Origin of the sequence: Terrihabitans soli (assembly GCF_014191545.1) — a bacterium.
Lineage (GTDB): Bacteria > Pseudomonadota > Alphaproteobacteria > Rhizobiales > Methylopilaceae > Flaviflagellibacter > Flaviflagellibacter soli.
Genome location: NZ_AP023361.1, coordinates 2,479,537 through 2,499,037 on the forward strand (window position 1 = coordinate 2,479,537; position 19,501 = coordinate 2,499,037).

At 61.9% G+C, this 19,501-nt stretch carries 17 protein-coding genes; 4 read left to right on the forward strand and 13 right to left on the reverse strand.

Annotated features, from left to right (window positions below; all coding sequences use genetic code 11):
* The first annotated feature begins 3 nt into the window (after positions 1–3).
* Together IZ6_RS12980 and IZ6_RS12985 are read left to right on the forward strand one after the other, a co-directional pair.
* Positions 4–1,266, forward strand: coding sequence for an NAD(P)/FAD-dependent oxidoreductase (locus IZ6_RS12980; protein WP_222875467.1), 1,263 nt, complete (start codon positions 4–6; stop codon positions 1,264–1,266).
* A gap of 75 nt (positions 1,267–1,341) precedes the next feature.
* On the forward strand, positions 1,342–1,824 hold the full coding sequence (locus tag IZ6_RS12985; RefSeq protein WP_222875468.1) for a hypothetical protein: 483 nt from the start codon (positions 1,342–1,344) through the stop codon (positions 1,822–1,824).
* Here the strand turns inward: IZ6_RS12985 and IZ6_RS12990 are convergent, their stop codons facing one another.
* The 10 genes from IZ6_RS12990 to IZ6_RS13035 form a co-directional block, all read right to left on the reverse strand.
* Entirely contained in the window at positions 1,825–2,865 is a 1,041-nt protein-coding gene (locus IZ6_RS12990; protein ID WP_222875469.1) for a sulfate/molybdate ABC transporter ATP-binding protein, read from the reverse strand.
* Positions 2,862–3,770, reverse strand: a complete 909-nt coding sequence (gene cysW / locus IZ6_RS12995) for a sulfate ABC transporter permease subunit CysW (RefSeq protein WP_222875470.1) — start codon at positions 3,768–3,770, stop codon at positions 2,862–2,864. The genes IZ6_RS12990 and cysW overlap by 4 nt, the downstream gene beginning before the upstream one ends.
* 2 nt (positions 3,771–3,772) lie before the next feature.
* The gene (gene cysT, locus IZ6_RS13000; RefSeq protein ID WP_222875471.1) at positions 3,773–4,627 is read right to left on the reverse strand and encodes a sulfate ABC transporter permease subunit CysT; all 855 of its coding nucleotides are present in this window, start codon (positions 4,625–4,627) and stop codon (positions 3,773–3,775) included.
* A 23-nt stretch (positions 4,628–4,650) separates the two neighbouring features.
* Positions 4,651–5,640 carry a sulfate ABC transporter substrate-binding protein gene (locus tag IZ6_RS13005; RefSeq protein WP_222875472.1) on the reverse strand — a complete coding sequence of 330 codons (990 nt, stop codon included), beginning with the start codon at positions 5,638–5,640 and terminating at the stop codon, positions 4,651–4,653.
* A gap of 188 nt (positions 5,641–5,828) precedes the next feature.
* On the reverse strand, positions 5,829–6,551 hold the full coding sequence (locus IZ6_RS13010; protein ID WP_222875473.1) for a phosphoadenylyl-sulfate reductase: 723 nt from the start codon (positions 6,549–6,551) through the stop codon (positions 5,829–5,831).
* Positions 6,551–7,996: a siroheme synthase CysG gene (cysG, locus tag IZ6_RS13015; RefSeq protein WP_222875474.1), complete on the reverse strand. Its 1,446-nt coding sequence runs from the start codon at positions 7,994–7,996 to the stop codon at positions 6,551–6,553. Before cysG ends, IZ6_RS13010 begins: the two co-directional genes overlap by 1 nt.
* A gap of 105 nt (positions 7,997–8,101) precedes the next feature.
* Positions 8,102–8,905, reverse strand: coding sequence for an LOG family protein (locus tag IZ6_RS13020; RefSeq protein ID WP_222877633.1), 804 nt, complete (start codon positions 8,903–8,905; stop codon positions 8,102–8,104).
* Positions 8,906–8,945: 40 nt separating this feature from the next.
* Positions 8,946–10,736 carry an ABC transporter ATP-binding protein gene (locus IZ6_RS13025; protein ID WP_222875475.1) on the reverse strand — a complete coding sequence of 597 codons (1,791 nt, stop codon included), beginning with the start codon at positions 10,734–10,736 and terminating at the stop codon, positions 8,946–8,948.
* 247 nt (positions 10,737–10,983) lie between these two features.
* Positions 10,984–13,758: a formate dehydrogenase subunit alpha gene (gene fdhF / locus IZ6_RS13030; RefSeq protein ID WP_222875476.1), complete on the reverse strand. Its 2,775-nt coding sequence runs from the start codon at positions 13,756–13,758 to the stop codon at positions 10,984–10,986.
* Positions 13,759–13,769: 11 nt separating this feature from the next.
* Positions 13,770–15,518, reverse strand: a complete 1,749-nt coding sequence (locus IZ6_RS13035) for an NAD(P)H-dependent oxidoreductase subunit E (RefSeq protein ID WP_420825553.1) — start codon at positions 15,516–15,518, stop codon at positions 13,770–13,772.
* A 286-nt stretch (positions 15,519–15,804) separates the two neighbouring features.
* On the opposite strand from IZ6_RS13035, the gene IZ6_RS13040 reads away from it, so the two are divergent.
* Positions 15,805–16,218 carry a hypothetical protein gene (locus IZ6_RS13040; RefSeq protein ID WP_222875478.1) on the forward strand — a complete coding sequence of 138 codons (414 nt, stop codon included), beginning with the start codon at positions 15,805–15,807 and terminating at the stop codon, positions 16,216–16,218.
* A 39-nt stretch (positions 16,219–16,257) separates the two neighbouring features.
* On the opposite strand, the gene IZ6_RS13045 is transcribed toward IZ6_RS13040, so the two are convergent.
* From IZ6_RS13045 to IZ6_RS13055, 3 genes are read right to left on the reverse strand one after another with little or no spacing between them, the layout of a single operon-like run.
* Positions 16,258–17,085, reverse strand: coding sequence for an ABC transporter substrate-binding protein (locus IZ6_RS13045; RefSeq protein WP_222875479.1), 828 nt, complete (start codon positions 17,083–17,085; stop codon positions 16,258–16,260).
* Positions 17,086–17,103: 18 nt separating this feature from the next.
* On the reverse strand, positions 17,104–17,817 hold the full coding sequence (locus IZ6_RS13050) for an ATP-binding cassette domain-containing protein (protein ID WP_222875480.1): 714 nt from the start codon (positions 17,815–17,817) through the stop codon (positions 17,104–17,106).
* Between the two features lie 4 nt (positions 17,818–17,821).
* Positions 17,822–18,517 carry an ABC transporter permease gene (locus IZ6_RS13055; protein ID WP_222875481.1) on the reverse strand — a complete coding sequence of 232 codons (696 nt, stop codon included), beginning with the start codon at positions 18,515–18,517 and terminating at the stop codon, positions 17,822–17,824.
* A gap of 88 nt (positions 18,518–18,605) precedes the next feature.
* Here IZ6_RS13055 and IZ6_RS13060 point away from each other — a divergent pair, with 88 nt between their 5' ends.
* Positions 18,606–19,490, forward strand: coding sequence for a helix-turn-helix transcriptional regulator (locus tag IZ6_RS13060; RefSeq protein WP_222875482.1), 885 nt, complete (start codon positions 18,606–18,608; stop codon positions 19,488–19,490).
* Positions 19,491–19,501: the final 11 nt, after the last annotated feature.

A 19,501-nucleotide genomic window follows, 5' to 3' on the forward strand; every position in this document is an offset into this window, starting at 1 on the left:
CGCATGGCCGAGACCTATTATGAGGCGACGGCCAAGCCGCTGAAGAAGCTTTCATCGCTGAAGGGCAAAAAGCGCACCGATGTCTGCGTCATCGGCGCGGGCTTTACCGGCCTCGGCGCGGCGCTCGCACTGGCCGAGCGCGGCTATTCGGTGATCGTCCTCGAACAGAACGAAGTCGGCTCCGGCGCGTCGGGCAGGAATGGCGGCCAGATCCATCGCGGCCTGCGCCGCGATCAGATGGAACTTGAAAAGCGCTTCGGACGCTCGGAAGCCTATCTTTTATGGGAAATCGCGCAGGACAGCGTAAAGCGGCTCGATAAGGTCTTGAAGAAATACAAGATCGATGTCGAGCGCCATGACGGCCACATCTTTCCCGATCACCGCGCCCGCTATGTCGCCGACTCGCACGCTTATGTCGACCATCTGAAAAATCGGTATGCTTACGATCTTGCCGAAAAGCTCGACCGCGAGGAAGTCCGCGCGCTTATCAAATCCGACGATTATCACGGCGGCTGGATCGATCGCGGCGGCGGGCATCTTCATCCGTTGAAATATGCGCGCGGACTTGCCCGCGCCGCGGTCAAGAACGGCGCGGAGATTTTCGAACACACCAAGGCGCTGCGCATCGACAATGGCAAGAAAGCCAAAGTCGTCACCGAAAACGGCGAGGTCACCGCCGACTGGGTGCTCGTTGCCGGCGATGCCCTGATGCACGATCTCGTGCCGATGGCGGATGTGCGCATCTTGCCGATCGCTTCGACCATCGGCGTCACAAAGCCGCTCGGCAAGAAGATGAAAAAATATCTGACCTCGGACATGGCGGTCGCCGACAGCCGTTTCGTCGTCAATTATTACAAGCCGATGGACGATGGCCGCCTGTTCTTCGGCGGCGGCGAAAGCTATTCGAACGTTCATGTCGACGATCCCGGCAGCCTTGTCCGCAAGGCGATGGCGCAGATTTTCCCGGACCTGAAAGATGTCGAGTTCGATTATGCCTGGAGCGGCATTGTCGGGATTACGCCGACGCGATTTCCGCTGATCCGGCGTCTTGCGCCGAACGTTCTGATGGCGGCGGGTTATTCCGGCCAGGGCGTGTCGCTGGCGCCCTTCGCCGGCTACATTATGGCGGAAGCGATCTCCGGCACGTTCGAGCGGTTCGACTGCCTGGCGCGTCTTCCGGTTCCGTCCTTCCCCGGCGGCACGGCGCTGCGCCATCCGCTGATGATCCTCGCCATGCTCTGGTACGCCCTGCGCGACCGGATCTGACCGTTCACTTGCCGTTCAGAAAAACGGGGCAATGATCTCCCCAATTCGGCCGCAAGGCCGTGAGGGGATGAAGCCATGAAGTATCTGCGTATCGTTCCGGCGCTCGCCGCTTTCGCCGCCTTAACTGTTAACGCCGAAGCCGGCCCGCGGCACCACCATCATCACCATCACAACAATGGCGGCGCCGCCGTCGGGATTCTCGGTGCCGGCATCTTCCTCGGCGCGCTCGCGGCGACCGCAGCTGCCGACAGCCGCGACGACCGTTATGTCTACGATGCACCGCCGCCTCCTCCGCCGCCGGCCTATTACGGCCGCTACGATCGCGGCGAAGAAGCGAGCGAAGCCATCGCCGCCTGCCGCCAGGGCATGCTCGATGCGGCGCGCCGCTACGGCGCCTATGATGCGGAGATCGGCGACATCTATTCGGTTCGGGAAACGCGCTTTGGCCAGATCGTGCGCGCCGATATCCGTATCGATTATCGCGAAGGCAGCCGGACGTCTCCGGTCACCTGCGAAGTCGAAGACGGCGTTCTCGTCTCAGCCCGCAGCGATTACTGATCAGCCGGCAAACACGCGATAGCGTTCGGGGATAAGGCCAACCTTCTCCCCGATCACCGGCACGCGGCCGGCGGGCACGGCCGCCTCGATCGTCGCCTTGCCGCCATCGACCGGCACCTCGAGATCGACGCGGTGCGTCGGGCCGAAACGGCGGACGGCGAGAACCTTGCCGTCCAGCGCATTCGGGCCGGGCTGGCTGATCTCGATATCGTGCGGCCGCACGAAAAGACGGCCTTTTCCTTCGACACCCTGCGCATCGATGGCGATGGTCTTGCCGCCGACGCTCACCGATTTGCCCTGGCCGAGGATCGGCAGAGCAACGCTCTCGCCGATGAAATCGTGCACGAAGGCGGTGGCCGGGCTGTCATAGACTTCGGACGGCGTGCCGACCTGTTCGATCTTGCCCTGCCCCATCACGACGACACGGTCGGAGACTTCGAGCGCCTCTTCCTGATCATGCGTCACGAGGATCGAAGTGACGTGCAGCTCGGAATGCAGATTGCGCAGCCAGCGGCGCAGATCTTTTCGCACTTTGGCATCGAGCGCGCCGAACGGCTCGTCGAGCAGAAGAACGCGCGGTTCGATGGCGAGCGCGCGCGCCAGCGCAACACGCTGACGCTGACCGCCCGACAGCTGCGAGGGATAGCGGCCGGCGAGCGAACCGATCTGCACGAGATGCAGCAGTTCCTCGACCTTCTGCTTGATGGCAAATTCCGGCTGGCGCTCATTGCGCGGACGCACGCGCAGACCGAAGGCGATGTTCTCGTACACCGTCATATGGCGGAACAGCGCGTAATGCTGGAACACGAAACCGACATCGCGCTCTTTCACCGTCAGGCTCAGCGCATCTTCGCCGTCAAAGCGTACCGCGCCGCCATCGGGCCATTCGAGGCCGGCGATGATGCGCAAGAGCGTCGTCTTGCCGGACCCCGAAGGCCCGAGCAGAGCAATCAGCTCGCCGGAGCGGATCTTCAGGCTGACATCGTCGAGCGCCTTGAAGGCTCCAAAATTCTTGGTGACGTTCTGGACATCGATGTTCATCGGCGATCTTCCGCGATGCGGTGCTCGAGAATGGTTTTGAGCACCAAGGTAACGAGAGCAAGGAAAGCGAGCAGCGAGGCGACCGCGAACGACGCGGCGAACTGGTACTCGTTATAGAGGATTTCGATATGCAGCGGCATAGTATTGGTCTCGCCGCGGACATGGCCCGACACGACCGACACGGCGCCGAATTCGCCCATAGCGCGGGCGTTGCAGAGCAGAACCCCGTAAAGCAGCGCGAACTTCACATTCGGCAGCGTGACCTTGAGGAAGGTCTGCCAGCCGGAGGCTCCGAGCGAGATCGCGGCTTCTTCTTCCGACGTGCCCTGTTCCTGCATCAGCGGAATAAGTTCGCGCGCCACGAAAGGAAAGGTCACGAAGATCGTCGCCAGCACGATGCCCGGCAGGGCGAAAATGATCTTGATGTCGTGATCGATGAACCAAGAGCCGAAAAAGCCCTGCGCGCCGAAGATCAGAACATAGATCAGACCGGCGACGACGGGCGAAACCGAGAACGGAAGATCGATCAGGGAAATGAGGAAACTCTTTCCCTTGAATTCGAACTTCGCGACCGACCATGCCATTACGAGGCCGAAGACGAGATTGGTCGCAACCGCGATCGCGGCGGCCAGCAGAGTGAGCTTGATCGCATGCACCGCATCCGGATCGGTGATCGCGGCGATATAAAGTTCCCAGCCCTTCGAGAAAGCCTGCGTGAACACGGTGAGCAGCGGCAGGACGATGAAGAGACTCAAAAAGCCGAGCGCAATCGTGATGATGGCCCAGCGCACGGGCGCCGGTTCGGTACGCACGGGACGCGGATTTCTCGCGGTCCGCGCGGGCGCAGCCACCGTGGGAACGGCGTCGGTATAATCCAGGGCTTCGGCTTGGATTTCGAGCGTCATGATCAGAATGCCGCGCTGCGTTTTTCGGACCAGCGCTGCAGCCCGTTGATAATGAAGAGCAGGATGAAGCTCGCGACCAACATGACAACGGCGATCGCCGTCGCGTCCGCATAGTGGAACTCTTCAAGCCGGATGATGATCAGGAGCGGCGCGATTTCCGAGACGTTCGGCAGATTGCCGGCGATGAAGATGATCGAACCGTATTCACCGACGGCTCGCGCGAAAGCGAGCGCAAAACCCGTCAGCAATGCCGGGATAAGAGTCGGCACGACGACCTTGGTGATGACCTGCCAGCGATTGGCGCCAAGACTCGCAGCCGCCTCTTCAAGCTCGGTTTCGAGATCGATCAGCACGGGCTGAACGGTGCGCACGACAAATGGCAGGCCGATGAAGATCATCGCAATGAGAATGCCGAGTGGCGTATAGGCAACCTTGATGCCGATGGCCTGAAGCGGCGCGCCGAGCCAGCCGTTCGGCGCATAAAGCGTCGTCAGCGCGATACCGGCGACGGCCGTGGGCAACGCAAAGGGAATATCGACGATGGCGTCGAAAATGCGCCGGCCGGGAAATTCATAACGCGTCAACGCCCAGACAACGGCAAAGCCGAAGACGGTGTTGATCGCAGCGGCGACGAGAGAAAGGCCGAACGAGATTTTCAGCGCGTTCAGAACGCGGGTGCTCAAGACGACGCCGATGAACTGGTCCCAGGTCAGCTCGAACGTCTTGAGGAAAAGCCCGGCCAGCGGGATCAGAACGATCAGGCTGAGCCAGGCGAGCGTTAAACCAAAAGTGATCCCGAAACCCGGGATCACTGTTTTTGGTGCCGCGCGGGAGCGCACGACAGAAAGAGATGTCATACCTGCGCTCCCGCGTCCTGCACTTACTTGGTGTAGATTTTGTCGAACGTGCCGCCGTCCGAGAAGTGCGTCGTCTGGGCCTTATCCCAGCCGCCGAACGCCTGGTCGATCGTGAAGAGTTCGACCTTGGCGAACTTGCCCTTGTACTTCTCGGCCACTGCTTCGTCACGCGGACGATAGTAGTTCTTGGCAGCGATCTCCTGGCCTTCCGGCGAGTAGAGATAGTTCAGGTAGGCGGTCGCAACTTCGCGCGTGCCCTTCTTGTCGACGACCTTGTCGACGACCGCGACGGTCGGTTCGGCGAGGATCGACAGGCTCGGCGTGACGATTTCATACTTGTCGGCGCCGAGTTCGTTGACGGCGAGGTAGGCTTCGTTTTCCCAAGCGAGGAGAACGTCGCCCTGGCCGCGCTCGGTGAAGGTGACGGTCGAGCCGCGGGCGCCGGTGTCGAGCACCGGAACGTGCTGCAGGAGCGTCTTCACGAATTCCTGAGCCTTTTCATCCGAGCCGCCATTGGCGCGCTTCGCATATTCCCAAGCCGCGAGATAGTTCCAGCGGGCGCCGCCCGAGGTCTTCGGGTTCGGCGTGATCACCTGGACGTCGCCCTTGATGAGATCGCCCCAATCCTTGATGCCCTTCGGATTGCCCTTACGGACGAGGAACACGATCGTCGAGGTGTAGGGAGCCGAGTTCTGAGCGAGCTTCGACTGCCAATCCTTGGCGATGAGATCCTTCTTGGCGATCTCGTTGACGTCATAGGCGAGCGCCAGCGTCACGACATCGGCTTCGAGGCCGTCGATCACCGAGCGGGCCTGTTTGCCCGAGCCGCCGTGCGACTGCTTGATGGTGAGATCTTCGCCCTTGTCCTTCTTCCACTTGGCAGCGAAGGCCTTGTTGAACTCGACATAGAGCTCGCGGGTCGGATCGTAGGACACGTTCAGGAGTTCGGCCGCAAAAGCCGGAACCGTCAGCAGGGTCACGACCGCTGCAGAGGCAATGAGTTTCTTCAACATTCTAATTCACCCAGCTTCGCCGAAACCCCGATTGGCCACGGCATATGTCGAGTATTTCTGTCGTGATGATCGGGAATTGTCAATAAGCACCATAGAAAATTCGTTATTTCACATATTACACTAATATATTTTGTGTATTCTTGTTCGACACGCTGTTCCCGCGATCCCCGGGTGAACGATAAAACCTGTTAAACTTCAGAGAGATGGATGCCGCATTCGGTCTTGGCACTACCACGCCAGCGGCCGGCGCGGGCGGCCTCGCCCGGGGCGGTGCGGCTGGTGCAAGGCATGCAGCCGATCGATGAAAAGCCGAGCTTCTGCAGCGGATGCAGCGGCAGATGATGCGCGATGAAATAGGACTGGATCTCCTGGCCGTCCAAAGTGGCCAGCGGGTTGACCTTGATCCGGTCGCCATCGGGTTCGACGACCGTCAGATTTGCGCGGGTATCGCCGTGATAGCGTTTGCGGCCATTGATCCAGGCGCCGAAGCCTTCGAGCGCCTTGGCGAGCGGCGCGACCTTGCGATAGCCGCAGCAGGCATCGACATCGGTCGACCAGAGCATGTCCTCGGGATCGAGGCGCGCATGATCTTCCGGATCGGGCGTAAAGACGCGGATATCGGTGAGGCCGAGACGCTTCTGCAACTCGTCGCGATAGGCGAGCGTTTCGGGAAACAGCATGCCGGTATCGAGGAAGACGATCGGCGTCGTCGGATCGATCTCAGCCACCATATGCAGCAGCACCGCCGATTCCGTGCCGAAGGACGAAACGACGCCGACACCGCCTTCGAACTCTTCCGCCAGAATGGCGCGCAGAACTTCCTGCGGCGGCAGATAGGAGACGAGCCCGTTCAGCTCGCTGGCGCGCACTTTCACCTTGGCATTTTCGGGGGCGGTCATGAGATCGAACATTATTCGACCCCTTCTATTTTTTCGGGGGCAGGCGTGGAGCGCTTCGACAGCGCGGAAATCGCGGCGCCCAAACGCGCACGCCAGGGACGCGAACGGCGCACGACCTGACCGAGAACAAGAAGCGCCGGCCCCTCGCCGACTTCTTTGACGAGCGAAGGCAATTCTTTCAGCGTACCGGCCACCGAATGCGCATCCGGGCGCGTGCCGCGCGCGATGACGACGACGGGAGTTTCCGGATCGCGGCCGGCGGAGATCAAACCATCGGCCACGACCGAACAGGTGGCGCGGCCCATATACACGGCAAGCGTCGTGTCGCGCCGTACGAGCCCGCTCCAGTCGATGGCCTCGGCATCCGCAGCGCGATGCGCGGTAAGCAAAGTCAGACGCGCCGATTCCTTGCGATAGGTAAGCGGCAGGCCCGCTTCCGCCGCACAGCCGAGCGCCGCCGTGATGCCGGGAACGACGACAACGTCGATCCCCTGCTCTTCCAGATGTTCGAGCTCCTCGCCGCCGCGGCCGAACACAAACGGATCGCCGCCCTTCAGCCGCACGACGCGCAGACCACGGCGGGCGGAGGCCGCAAGCTCGGTATTTATGTCGCGCTGGGCGACGCATTTCTGGCCGGCGCGCTTGCCGACGAAAACGCGTTCCGCGTCGCGGCGCGCCAGATCGAGAATATCCGGGGTGACGAGATCGTCGTGGAAAATAATGTCGGCGTCCTGCAGGACGCGCAGCGCCTTCAGCGTCAGAAGTTCCGGATCGCCGGGACCTGCGCCGACGAGATAGACGACGCCCTGACGCTGTTCGTCCTTCAGCCGGCCGGAAATTTCCGCATCGAGCGCGGTCGCTGCATCTTCAAGGCGTCCGTCGAGCGCGGCCGCTCCGATCGGTCCGTCGACGATCTTTTCCCAGAAGGCGCGGCGCGCAGACACGTCATGCGCACTCTCCGCAAGTTTTGCGCGGCGCGAGCCGATGAGATCGGCAAGATCACCGAGACGCGCCGGCAGCAGCGCTTCGATCTTCGCCCTGAGACGACGCGCGAGAACGGGGGCGGCCCCTTCCGTGCCGATCGCCGCAAGCACGGTGCCGCGGTCGATGATGGCGGGCGTGATGAAGGAGCAGAGTTCGGTGCGGTCGACGACATTGACCGGGATGGACAGCGCACGCGCGCGGCGTGAGATCACGCTGTCGGTCGGATCGCCCGCCGACGAGACGATGGCTGCAAGGCCGGACAAATCGACGGCTTCAGGATCACAGACGGGTGCGATCTCGATTTTGCCCAATGCGGCGAGGCTTTTGATTTCCGCCTCGGCATCATCGGCAAAGACCGTGACCCGCGCGCCGGCTTTCAGCAGCAGGCGCGTTTTGTTCAGCGCCGGCTCGCCACCGCCGAACACAAAAACCGGCCGATCCTTGAGATCGATGAAAATCGGAAAATAGCGCATCGCACCAAGTTCGGGCCGCAAGTTACGGCCACCACAGAGGTTTAGATAACACCTATTCTAAACCTGTTAAAGATACGATTATACGTGTTTAATACGTGATATAAGTCAGATATCGCGTTCCGGCGTCTGGCGGATCATCAGCCCTTTACGGACAAGACACGCCCACGCCTCTTCGGCGGTCTCGGCAAAATCGAAAAGGCCGAGATCGTCCTTGTGGATCATGCCCTCGTCCAGAAGGGCCTGGAAATTAATGACTTTCGTCCAGTAGGCGCGACCGAACAGGACGATGGGAATGGGAGGGGCCTTCTCGGTCTGGCGCAGAGTCAGGATTTCAAACAGCTCGTCCATCGTGCCGAAACCGCCCGGGAACACCACAAGCGCAGCGGCGCGCATCGCCAGATGCATCTTGCGCATAGCAAAGTAGTGAAACTGGAATGTCAGATCGGGCGTCGAATAGGCGTTCGGCTCCTGCTCGAACGGCAGACGGATATTGAAACCAATGGAGGGCGCGCCAGCATCCACCGCGCCGCGATTGGCCGCTTCCATTATGCCGGGACCCCCGCCCGTCGCGATGACATTGTCGAGCACGCCGTCGCTCGGGTGAAGCGATCCGCCGCGCTGCGACGCGATCCGACCGAAAGAGCGCGCCTCTTCATACCAATGTGCAGAGCTTGCGCCGGAACGCGGTTCAGCGCCCGGAGGCAGCGGCGCGCTCGCATGATCAGGATTATCGCTGCCGCCCGGCAGAATGCGCGCCGAGCCGAAAACGACGATCGTCGTACGTATGCCCCAGGCGCGCAGCCGTTCTTCGGCTTTCTGATATTCGAGCAGAAAACGCACACCGCGCGTCGAATCGCCGAGCAGGAAATCGCTGTCGAGCGCAGCCAGGCGAAAGGCCGTCGAGGCCATCTGCGCGGAATTGTCCGGCGGTTCGTCCGACACGGCGGCGCTACTCGGCCGCCGCGGGAACGACAGGATCGGCAGTCAATTGCAGGGCGCTGAGTTCGGCATAGATGCCGCGCTGCTTGACGAGTTGCTCATGCGTGCCGGACTCGATCAGGCGGCCGGCTTCCATGACATGAATGATATCGGCCTGACGCACCGTCGACAGCCGGTGAGCGATGACGATCGTGGTGCGTCCTTTCATCAGCTCGTTGAGCGCATCGCGCACTTTGACCTCGGATGCCGCGTCGAGCGCCGACGTCGCCTCATCGAGCAGCAGGATTGGCGCATTGCGCAGCATGGCGCGCGCAATCGCGATGCGCTGCTTCTGCCCACCGGACAGATTGGCGCCGCCCTCGCCCGCCACGCGCTGATAGCCTTCGGGATGGGCGATGATGAACTCATGCGCATTGGCGGCTTTCGCCGCGGCAATAATATCGTCTTCGGTCGCCTCCCAGCGACCGGAGCGGATATTATCGTATATCGAGCCTTCGAACAGGAACGAGTCCTGCGTGACGAAAGCGATATTGTCGCGCAGCGACGCGGTCGTCACCTTCGAGATATCCTGCCCGTCGATCACGACGCTGCCGGACTGCGGCGCGTAAAAACGCTCGATCAGCGAGAAAATCGTCGATTTGCCGGCGCCTGATCCGCCGACCAAGGCCGACATTTTACCTGCCGGAAAATGTATGGATGTGTCGATGAGAGCTGCCGCCGCATCGCCGTAAGAAAAGCTGACATTGCGCAATTCGACATCGCCGCGTCCGATTGCAAGCGGCTTCGCATCCGGCACGTCCTGGAGCCCCGCGGGCGAGTCGATGAACGCGTAGAACATTTCTACGCCAATCAAGGTGGTCTCGATGCTCAAATGAAGACGGGCGAGATTTTTCGCCGGGGCATAAGTCAGAAGCAGGGCCGCAAGGAACGCCAGAAGCGAACCCGCATCGCGCGCACCGCCCGCAATGCCGTAGCCCGCATACATGATGATGGCAGCCATAGCGACGCCGACCAGCGCCTCCATGATCGGGCCCGACCGGGCGCTGAGATTGCCTATCTTCATGCCCTGCTTCGCCGCGCGATCGATGACGCCGTTCAGTTCGCCGAGAATGCGCGGCTCAAGGCCGAAACTTTTGACGACGCGAATGCCGATCATCGCTTCTTTGACGCCGGAGAAGACATGCGCAACGCCCTGGAATTCAAGCTTGCCGAGCGAGCGGATGCGCTTCTTGATCGAACCGAGCGACAGAAGCGCCGCCGGTGTCACCACAAAGGCGATGGCAGAAAGGATCGGATCCATTAGCACCATCACGGTGCCAAGGCTGATCAGCGACAGCGTATCCTTTCCAAGACTGGTCAGGATCAGATTCATGATGCTGCGGATCGACTCGGCGCCCTGTGTCAGAATCACGATGACATGGCCGACACTGGCCGTGTTGTAGAAGCGCATGTCCTGGGCAAGGAGATGCGTGAGAATGCGCTGCTGCTGTTCTGAAACCATTGTGCGGCCGACGCTGTTCATCACAACGGTCTGGCCGTAATCGGCAAGGCCGCGGCCCGCATAAATGATGAAGACGCCGAGCGCGAGCGCGAGGATCAAAGTGGCATCGCGCGCGACGAGAACATCGTTGAAGATGCTTTTCATGATCCATGCGCTGGCGCCCGTCAGGCCGGAGACGACCGCCATCATGCCGAACGCCAAGAGATAGCGCGGCAGATACTTGCGGCTGTTCTCTCTGAGGACACGGTGGATCAGCTTGAGACTGTCCCGTTGCGGTTTGTCCTTGGCTTTCGCGTTCACTCTGGCTGGCCCCAAAACTTTGCCCGCTGACCGGATGCCCCGAAGACCGGGCACGGGTTCTCCGGGCAGCGGCCCGGAATCACGTTGCCGGGAGTTACCATGGCCCGGAAAAGACGGCCAGAAGCAGGCGGGAATGTCCTTAAAGGCAATGGGCGACCTGGCGGCCGGAACAATAAAGCCCGCCCTTTTGGGGCGGGCTTAAAGTTGCTGACAAAACAGGCCTTAAGGCCTGCCGGCTTCTGCGATTTTACTCTGCCGCCTGCGCCGGAACGCGGTCCTTTTCGATCTTGATCGCGCAGTATTTGAACTCCGGGATCTTGCCGAACGGATCGAGCTGCGGGTTCGTCAGCGTGTTCGCCGCCGCTTCCGCATAAGCGAAGGGGATGAACACGAGGCCGACCGGCATCCGGTCATCGATACGGGCCTTCAGGCGGATCGTGCCACGGCGCGAGGAGACGAGCATGTAATCGCCGGTATTGATGCCGGCGCGTGTCAGATCGTGCGGCGACATATACGCCACCGCTTCCGGCTCGACCGCATCCAGAACGTTGGAGCGGCGCGTCATCGAACCCGTGTGCCAATGCTCGAGCTGGCGTCCGGTGGTCAGAACCAGCGGATAGTCGAGATCGGGCTCTTCAGCCGGGTTGATGAGCTTTGCCGGCACGAACTTGCCGCGGCCCGTCTTCGTCGGGAAGCCGTTGCCGAAGACGATGTCATGGCCGGGCGTTTCGAGACTGTCGGCCGGGTAAGTGACCGATTCCTCGCGCTCGACGCGCTCCCAGGTGATGTTGTTGAGGGACGGCATGGCGCCGGCCATCTCGGCATAGACCTCGGAGACGTGCTTGTAGTTCCAGTCGAGACCGAGACCGCGCGCCATGTCCTGGATGATCCACAGATCCTGACGCGCTTTGCCCGGCAGCGGCACCGCCGCGCGGCCCATCTGGACCTGGCGGTTGGTGTTGATGACGGTGCCGTCCTTTTCCGGCCATGCGGACGCCGGCAGAACGACGTCGGCATATTTCGCCGTCTCGGTCAGGAAGATGTCCTGCACGACGAGATGATCGAGCATCGCCAGCGCTTCGCGCGCATGGTTGACGTCGGGATCCGACATCGCGGGGTTTTCGCCCTCGATATAGCAACCCTTGATCTTGCCCGCGTGGATCGCATCCATAATCTCGACCACGGTCAGGCCGCGTTTGTTGTCGAGCTTGGTGTTCCAGTACTTTTCGTACCAGGCATGGACTTCGGGATCTTCGACCGATTTGTAGTCCGGATAGAACATCGGGATCAGGCCGGCATCGGAAGCGCCCTGCACGTTGTTCTGGCCGCGCAGCGGATGAAGGCCGGTGCCCGGACGTCCGATCTGGCCGGTGACGAGCGACAGCGCGATCAGGCAGCGGCTGTTGTCCGTGCCGTGAATGTGCTGCGAAATGCCCATGCCCCAGAAGATGATCGAGGCGCTCGAGCGGGCGTAAAGACGCGCGACTTCGCGAAGCTTTTCGGCGGGAATACCGCAGACCTTTTCCATCTCTTCGGGCGGATAGTTCTTCACGTTCGCCGCGAGCTTGTCGAAGTCCTCGGTGTTCGCCTGGACGTACTGCTTGTCGTAGAGGCCTTCCTCGATGATCGTGTGCAGCATCGCGTTCAGCATGGACACGTCGCGTCCAGGCTTGAACTGCAGCATATGCGTGGCGTGACGCGCCATCGCGATACCGCGCGGATCCATCACGACGAGCTTTGCGCCGCGCTCGGCGGCATTCTTGAAGAAGGTCGCAGCGACCGGATGGTTTTCGGTCGGGTTGGCGCCGATGACGACGATGACTTCGGCGTCTTCCGCCGCCATGAACGGCGCCGACACCGCGCCCGAACCGACGCCTTCGATCAGCGCCGACACCGAGGAGGCGTGGCACAGACGCGTACAGTGATCGATATTGTTGGTGCCGAAGCCGGTGCGCACGAGCTTCTGGAAGAGATAAGCCTCTTCGTTCGAGCCCTTCGCCGAACCAAAGCCGGCCAGCGCGTTGCCGCCGCGCTCGTCGCGGATCTTCGCAAGCCCGCTCGACGCGACCTTGAGCGCCTCTTCCCAGGTCGCTTCCCGGAAATGGGTGAAAGGGTTCATCGGATCGATGTCGACATCGTGCTTGGAGACGCCTTCCTTGCGGATAAGCGGCACGGTCAGACGATCGGCGTGGTGGGCGTAGTCGAAGCCGAAGCGGCCTTTGACGCAGAGTCTGTTCTGGTTGGCCGGACCGTCGCGGCCGTCGACCGCGATGATCTTGTCGTCCTTGATCTGGTATTCGAGCTGGCAGCCGACGCCGCAATACGGACAGACCGAATTGACGGTGCGATCGGGATGATTGGTGTAGGTGCCGTCTTCGGCGATCTGCGTCGCCGGCATCAGCGCACCCGTCGGGCAGGCCTGGACGCACTCGCCGCAAGCAACGCAGGTCGAGTTGCCCATCGGATCGTTGAAGTCGAACACGATCTGTTCGGTGTGGCCGCGGAAGGCCATGCCGATAACATCGTTCACCTGAACTTCACGGCAGGCGCGGACGCACAGATTGCAATGGATGCAGGCATCGAGCTGCACCGCCATCGCAACATGGCTCATATCGTCGATCTTGTTCGGACGCTCGAGCTCGGGGAAGCGGCTCGTCGCAAGACCGATTTCATCCGCCTGTTCCCAGAAATGCGAATTCGGATCGTGCGCAACGGCGCGGTCCGGCTGATCGGCGAGAAGAAGCTCGAACACGAGCTTGCGCGAGGCTTTCGCGCGCTCCGACGCCGAATGAACCTTCATGCCCGGCGAGGGCTTGCGCACGCAGGAGGCAGCAAGCACACGCTCGCCTTCGACTTCGACCATACAGGCGCGGCAATTGCCGTCCGGACGATAGCCGGGCTTGGGCGCGTAGCAGAGATGCGGGATCTCCGTGCCCTTGCGGTTCGCGACCTGCCAGATCGTCTCGCCGGGAGCGGCGGTGACTTCTTCGCCATCGAGCGTAAAGGAAATGCCGTCGAGCATCTTTGTGACCCTTATTCAGCCGGGGCGAGCGACTTAAAGTCGTCGCGGAAATGTTTCAGGACAAGTTTGATCGGGTTCATGGCCGCCTGGCCGAGACCGCAGATCGAGGCATCGCCCATTACCTTCATCAACTCCTGAAGCAGAGCTTCGTCCCATTGGGGCTGAGTGATGAGATGGACGGCCTTCTCGGTGCCGACGCGGCACGGCGTGCACTGGCCGCAGCTTTCGTCCTCGAAGAACTTCAGCAGATTGACCGTGACGTCGCGCATCGAGTCCTTGTCGGACAGGACAACGACCGCCGCCGAGCCGATGAACGAGCCGTGCTGTTCGAGCGTGCCGAAATCAAGCGGGATGTCGGCCATAGATGCCGGCAGGATGCCGCCCGACGGGCCGCCCGGCAGATAGGCCTTCAGCGTGTGGCCATCGAGCATGCCGCCGCAATACTGGTCGACCAGTTCTTTCAGCGTGATGCCGGCCGGGCAGAGCTTGACGCCCGGCTTCTTGACGCGACCCGACACCGAGAATGTGCGCAGGCCCTTGCGGCCGTTGGCGCCATGCGATGCAAACCAGGCGCCGCCCTTCTCAACAAGTTCGCGCACCCAATAGACGGTCTCGATATTGTTGATGAGCGTCGGCCGGCCGAAAAGGCCGACGACCGACGGGAACGGCGGCTTGTGACGCGGCAGGCCGCGCTTGCCTTCGATCGATTCCAGCATCGCGGATTCTTCGCCGCAGATATAGGCACCGGCGCCGCGGCGCATATGGATCTTGGTGTGGATCGAAAGTCCCGCCGCTTCGAGCTTGGCGATCTCGGTGTGCAGGATTTCGCGGCACTGCGGATATTCATCGCGCAGATAGATATAGACATCCGTCGCTTCGACCGCCCAGGCGCCGATCAGCATGCCTTCGAGGAAGCGGTTCGGATCGGTTTCGAGATAGTGGCGATCCTTGAACGTGCCGGGCTCGCCCTCGTCGCCATTGATTGCCATGAGGCGCGGGCCGGGTTCGGCGCGCACGAATTTCCATTTGCGGCCGGTCGGGAAACCGGCGCCGCCAAGACCGCGAATGCCGCTGTCTTCCAGCGTTGCGATGATGCTGTCGACGGTGCGTGTGCCGTCCAGACATTCCTTCAGCAGCTTGTAGCCGCCGCCCGCGACATATTTCTCGAACGGGATGTAATCGGGAACATGCGCATGCGTATCGCCGCTGGCGATGACTTTCTTGACGCTCTCGGGCGTCGCATGTTCGTGCAGCGAATGGCCGATCGCAACGACCGGCGCATTATGGCAGCCGCCCATGCAGGGCGCGCGCACGACGCGGACCTTATTCGGGTCCATACCGGCTTCCAGGGCCTTCTGGAGCTGCGCCGAACCGGCAAGCTCGCACGAAAGGGAGTCGCAGACGCGGATCGTGAGGTCGGGCGGCGTTTTTTCGCCGTCGAGCACGATGTCGAAATGGGCGTAGAAGCTCGCGACCTCATAGACCTCGACGAGGGCCAGCCGCATTTCCTTGGCCAGAGCTGCCAGATGCCGGGCGTGCAGGCAGTGATATTTGTCCTGGATCAGATGCAAATGCTCGATCAGGAGGTCGGGCTGCCGCGAGCGGGTGCCGAGGATCTCGCGAACCTCTTCCAGGGACTTCGGGTCGACCTGGCGGCCCTTCTGCTGGTCGCGGGTCTTGCGGCGGCCCGATCCGGGGTGGATGCTGCGGGCCGGAACGTCTTTTCCGGGAATTTTAAGGTCAGTGCTCGGCGCGCTCACGTCGTTGGCCTTGCTCGATATGGAATGTCTATTTAGATCACTTAAAAATAACATTCCGAAAGAAAAATGCCAGATGCCACAACGCTTTCCAGCGCAGCGGAATCTTGCTGTGTTTACACTCTGAAAGTCGTGGCGTGCTGATTGCAGGAATTTGCAAGGCAAAATGGCTAATTGTCGAGGCAAATGGGCCGATAGGCGCTGTCTATCAAGCTTTTAAAGCTTCTCACGCGCCCGAACGCCACGGCAGGATAGGCGTTTACCGGGTGCCCGAGGGACGGAGAGAGCCATGACCCGCGCCAATGTGAACGACCGAGCCACGATCTGCGAAATCTATCCTATGGATGCCTGGGAACAGGATGGCTCGCGGAACATCCAGGGCAATGCCACCGTCATTCACGGGGTCAAAATCATGTCCGCTCCGGACCCGGAAGGCGCCTTCGACCTTGTCCGGATGTCCCAGCATGTGGCTGAAAACGATCCCGAAAGCGATGAAATCTTCCTCAGCGCCTTCGAGCCCGGCGCGGCGGAGGCCATGGCCGGCAGCACCTATTCGGGCGGCGTCCAGCCCACCGAGCACGAGCACAGCAAAGGCGGGTATGAGAGTTTTATCGACTCCATCCTCGAGGCCGCCCGCTCCGCCCATTTCAAACCGGCGATCGGCGTCGGCGACGACCGCATCAAAGGTTTCCGCGGCGGGTGACGACACGGGCGCGCCGCACAGCGCGCCCGCACCGTATTCTCAGGACGAGCCCTTGGCGTTCGGGAAGAAGAGCTGCTCGCCGCCGATCTTGTAGCCGGCGATGGCCTGCTGGCCTTCCGGCGAAATCAGCCAGTCGATAAAGGCCTGCCCGTCATCCTTCTTCACGGTCGGATATTTTTCGGGGTTCACGAGAATGACGCCGTACTGGTTGAACAGTTTGGCATCGCCCTCGACCGCGACGTCAAGTTCGCCGCGATTTTTGAACGCGAGCCAGGTGCCGCGATCGGTCAGCGCATAAGCGTTGAGCGAAGATGCGGTGTTGAGCGTCGGGCCCATGCCCGAACCCGTCGATTTGTAGGAGTCGCCGATCGCTTTCGGATCGACGCCCGCCGCCTTCCACAGACGCAACTCGGCTTTGTGCGTACCGGAATCGTCGCCGCGCGAAGCAAACGGCGCTTTCGCATCGGCAATCTTCTTCAGCGCGGTGGCAACGTCTTTTGTGCCCTTTACGCCGGCGGGATCGGATTTCGGTCCGACGATGACGAAGTCGTTATACATCACCGGGAAACGCTTCACACCGGCGCCTTCCGCGACGAACTTCTCTTCGGACGGGGTGTCGTGGACGAAAACGACATCGGCATCGCCGCGGCGGCCCGTATCGAGCGCCTGGCCGGTGCCCTGCGCAATCACGCGCACGTCAATACCCGACTTCTGTTTGAACAGCGGCAGGAGGTAGCCGAACAGGCCCGACTGCTCGGTCGAGGTGGTCGAGGCCACCGTGATCGAACGGTCCTGCGCCGACGACGGCGCGGTAAAGCTCGCAAGGGCGAGAGCCGTCGCAACGGCCAGATGTTTCAGATTTCTCATTTTATGCTCCCTTCAAAATCACCACAGAAGATCGCCGCGCAGAAAAGCGCCCGCTTCATCGGTTTGCGGTTTGCCGAAAAACGCCGAAGCGGATGTCTGCTCAACAAGCCGGCCGCCATGGAAAAACAGGACATCACCGGCAAGACGCCGCGCCTGGCCGAGATCGTGCGTCGCCATGACGATTTTCGTGCCTTCGCGCGCAATCGTTCCGATCATCTCTTCGACGGCACGCGTTGCGCCCGGATCGAGCGCCGATGTCGGCTCGTCGAGGAATAGAACCTGCGGCGCAAGCGCGAAAGCACGGGCGATGGCAAGCCGCTGCTGCTCGCCGCCGGACAGAACGCGCGCCGGACGCGCGGCGATCGATGTGAGGCCGAAGCGCTCGAGAACCTCATCGGCGCGGTTTGCGCGTTCGGTGCTTGAGAGACCTTGAAGCGCAAGCGCGTGCACAACATTCGCGCGGCCCGAACGGCGCAGTAGCACAGGGCGCTGCAGCACCATCGCATGCGCACGCGCCGCCGGAGCGCTCCATTCGATTGTGCCCGACGTCGGCGCGATCAGGCCGTGACAGAGTTTCAGGAAAAGGCTTTTGCCGGCGCCGTTCGGCCCGAGGATCACGCTCGGTGCGCCGGGTAGAAGATCGGCGCTGACGCCGCTCAAAAGATCGCGGCCGTTTCGTGCGAGCCCAAGACCGCGGATGCGCAGCGGAAGAATGGAGAGCGCGCCGTGCATCACATCACCCACCGATGCGCTGCGCGAGTTTTGCGGTGCCGAACGCACCCGCATTCAGCGCAAGCGTCAGCGTCATCAGGATCATGCCGAGCGCGAGCGCCAGTGCGAGATCGCCCTTGCTCGTCTCAAGCGCGATCGCCGTCGTCATGGTGCGCGTGTAGCCGGCAATATTGCCGCCGACGATCATCACCGCACCGACTTCTGCCGTGGCGCGGCCGAAACCTGCAAGCAGCGCGGTGATGAGGCTGTATCGTCCGTCCCAGAGCAAAGTCGGCACGGCCCGCAGGCGCGAAGAGCCGAGCGAGCGCAGCTGCTCTTCATAGTCCGCCCACAGATCCTCGATCACCTGGCGGGTGAGCGAGATGATGATCGGCAGGATGAGCACGGTCTGCGCGACGATCATCGCGCCCGGCGTGAACAACATGCCGAGCGCGCCCAGCGGACCGGACCGCGACAGCAGGAGATAGATCAGGAGGCCCGCAACAACCGGTGGGAAACCCATCAAAGCATTCAGAATGACGACGAGGACGCCGCGGCCCGAAAACCGGGAGATCGCCAGAAAGGCGCCAAGCGGCAGGCCGATCAGGGCGGCCATCAGCAAAGCCGACAGGGTGACGCGCAGCGACAGGAGGACGATCCGGCCAAGTTCCGGGTCGCCGCTCGTCACGAGATTGATGGCTGATGCCAAGGCGTCGGGCACGTGAAGTCACCGCGGCTGCAATTGCGCCTGTTTAGCTTCCGTGCTTATCTGCCCGCAACGATGGAATACATGCAGGAAATTGCATGAAATGACAGACCATATGACGACGTCCGAGGTCTCCGCCTATCTCCGGGTCAAGGAGAGGACGATCTACGACCTTGTCGCCCGCAAGGAGATCCCCTGCTCCCGAGCCACCGGAAAGCTGCTCTTCCCGCGCAATCTCGTTGACCGCTGGATCGAGGCGCATATCGAGCTGCAGGACCCGCGGCTGATCGCGCCGCCGCCGATTATCGGCGGCTCCAGCGATCCTCTGCTGGAATGGGCTCTGCGCGAGTCCGGCGCCGGGCTTGCGGGCCTCGTCGAGGGCTCCTCGGCCGGTCTCGTCCGCCTCGCGGCCGGCGGCGCCGTCGCGGCCGGGATCCATTTCGGCGAAGAGGACAAAGGCGAGAACAGCGGCAATATCAAAGCGGCGCGCGAAGCCTCTGCTCTGTTTGATGTCGTCGTCGTGCATTGGGCGTGGCGCCAGCAATGCCTTCTCACCGCGGCGGGCAATCCGCTCGGCCTCAACTCGATCCGCGATGCGGCCCAGAAGGGCGCACGGTTTATTCCCCGCCAGGATGGCTCCGGCACCGAAATCCTGCTCGACCGCCTGCTCGCGCAGGCAAATCTTTCGCGTTCCGATCTGAAACTCCTGCCGCGTCCTGCACAGACGCAGACCGACGTCGCGCTCGCCATTCTCGACGGCCATGCCGATTGCGGCATCGCCGTCAGCGCCGTAGCACGGAGATTCAATCTTGCTTTCGTGCCGCTGCATCGCGAGCGCTTCGACCTCGCCTGCCGCCGCCGCGAACTGCTCGAGCCGCCTTTACAGAAGCTTTTCGAATTCGCGCGCACGCCGGAATTCAAGGCCCAGGCCGACAGGCTGGGCGATTACGATGCCAGCGAATGCGGAAAGGTCCTGTTCAACCGCTGAACCCGCGGCAT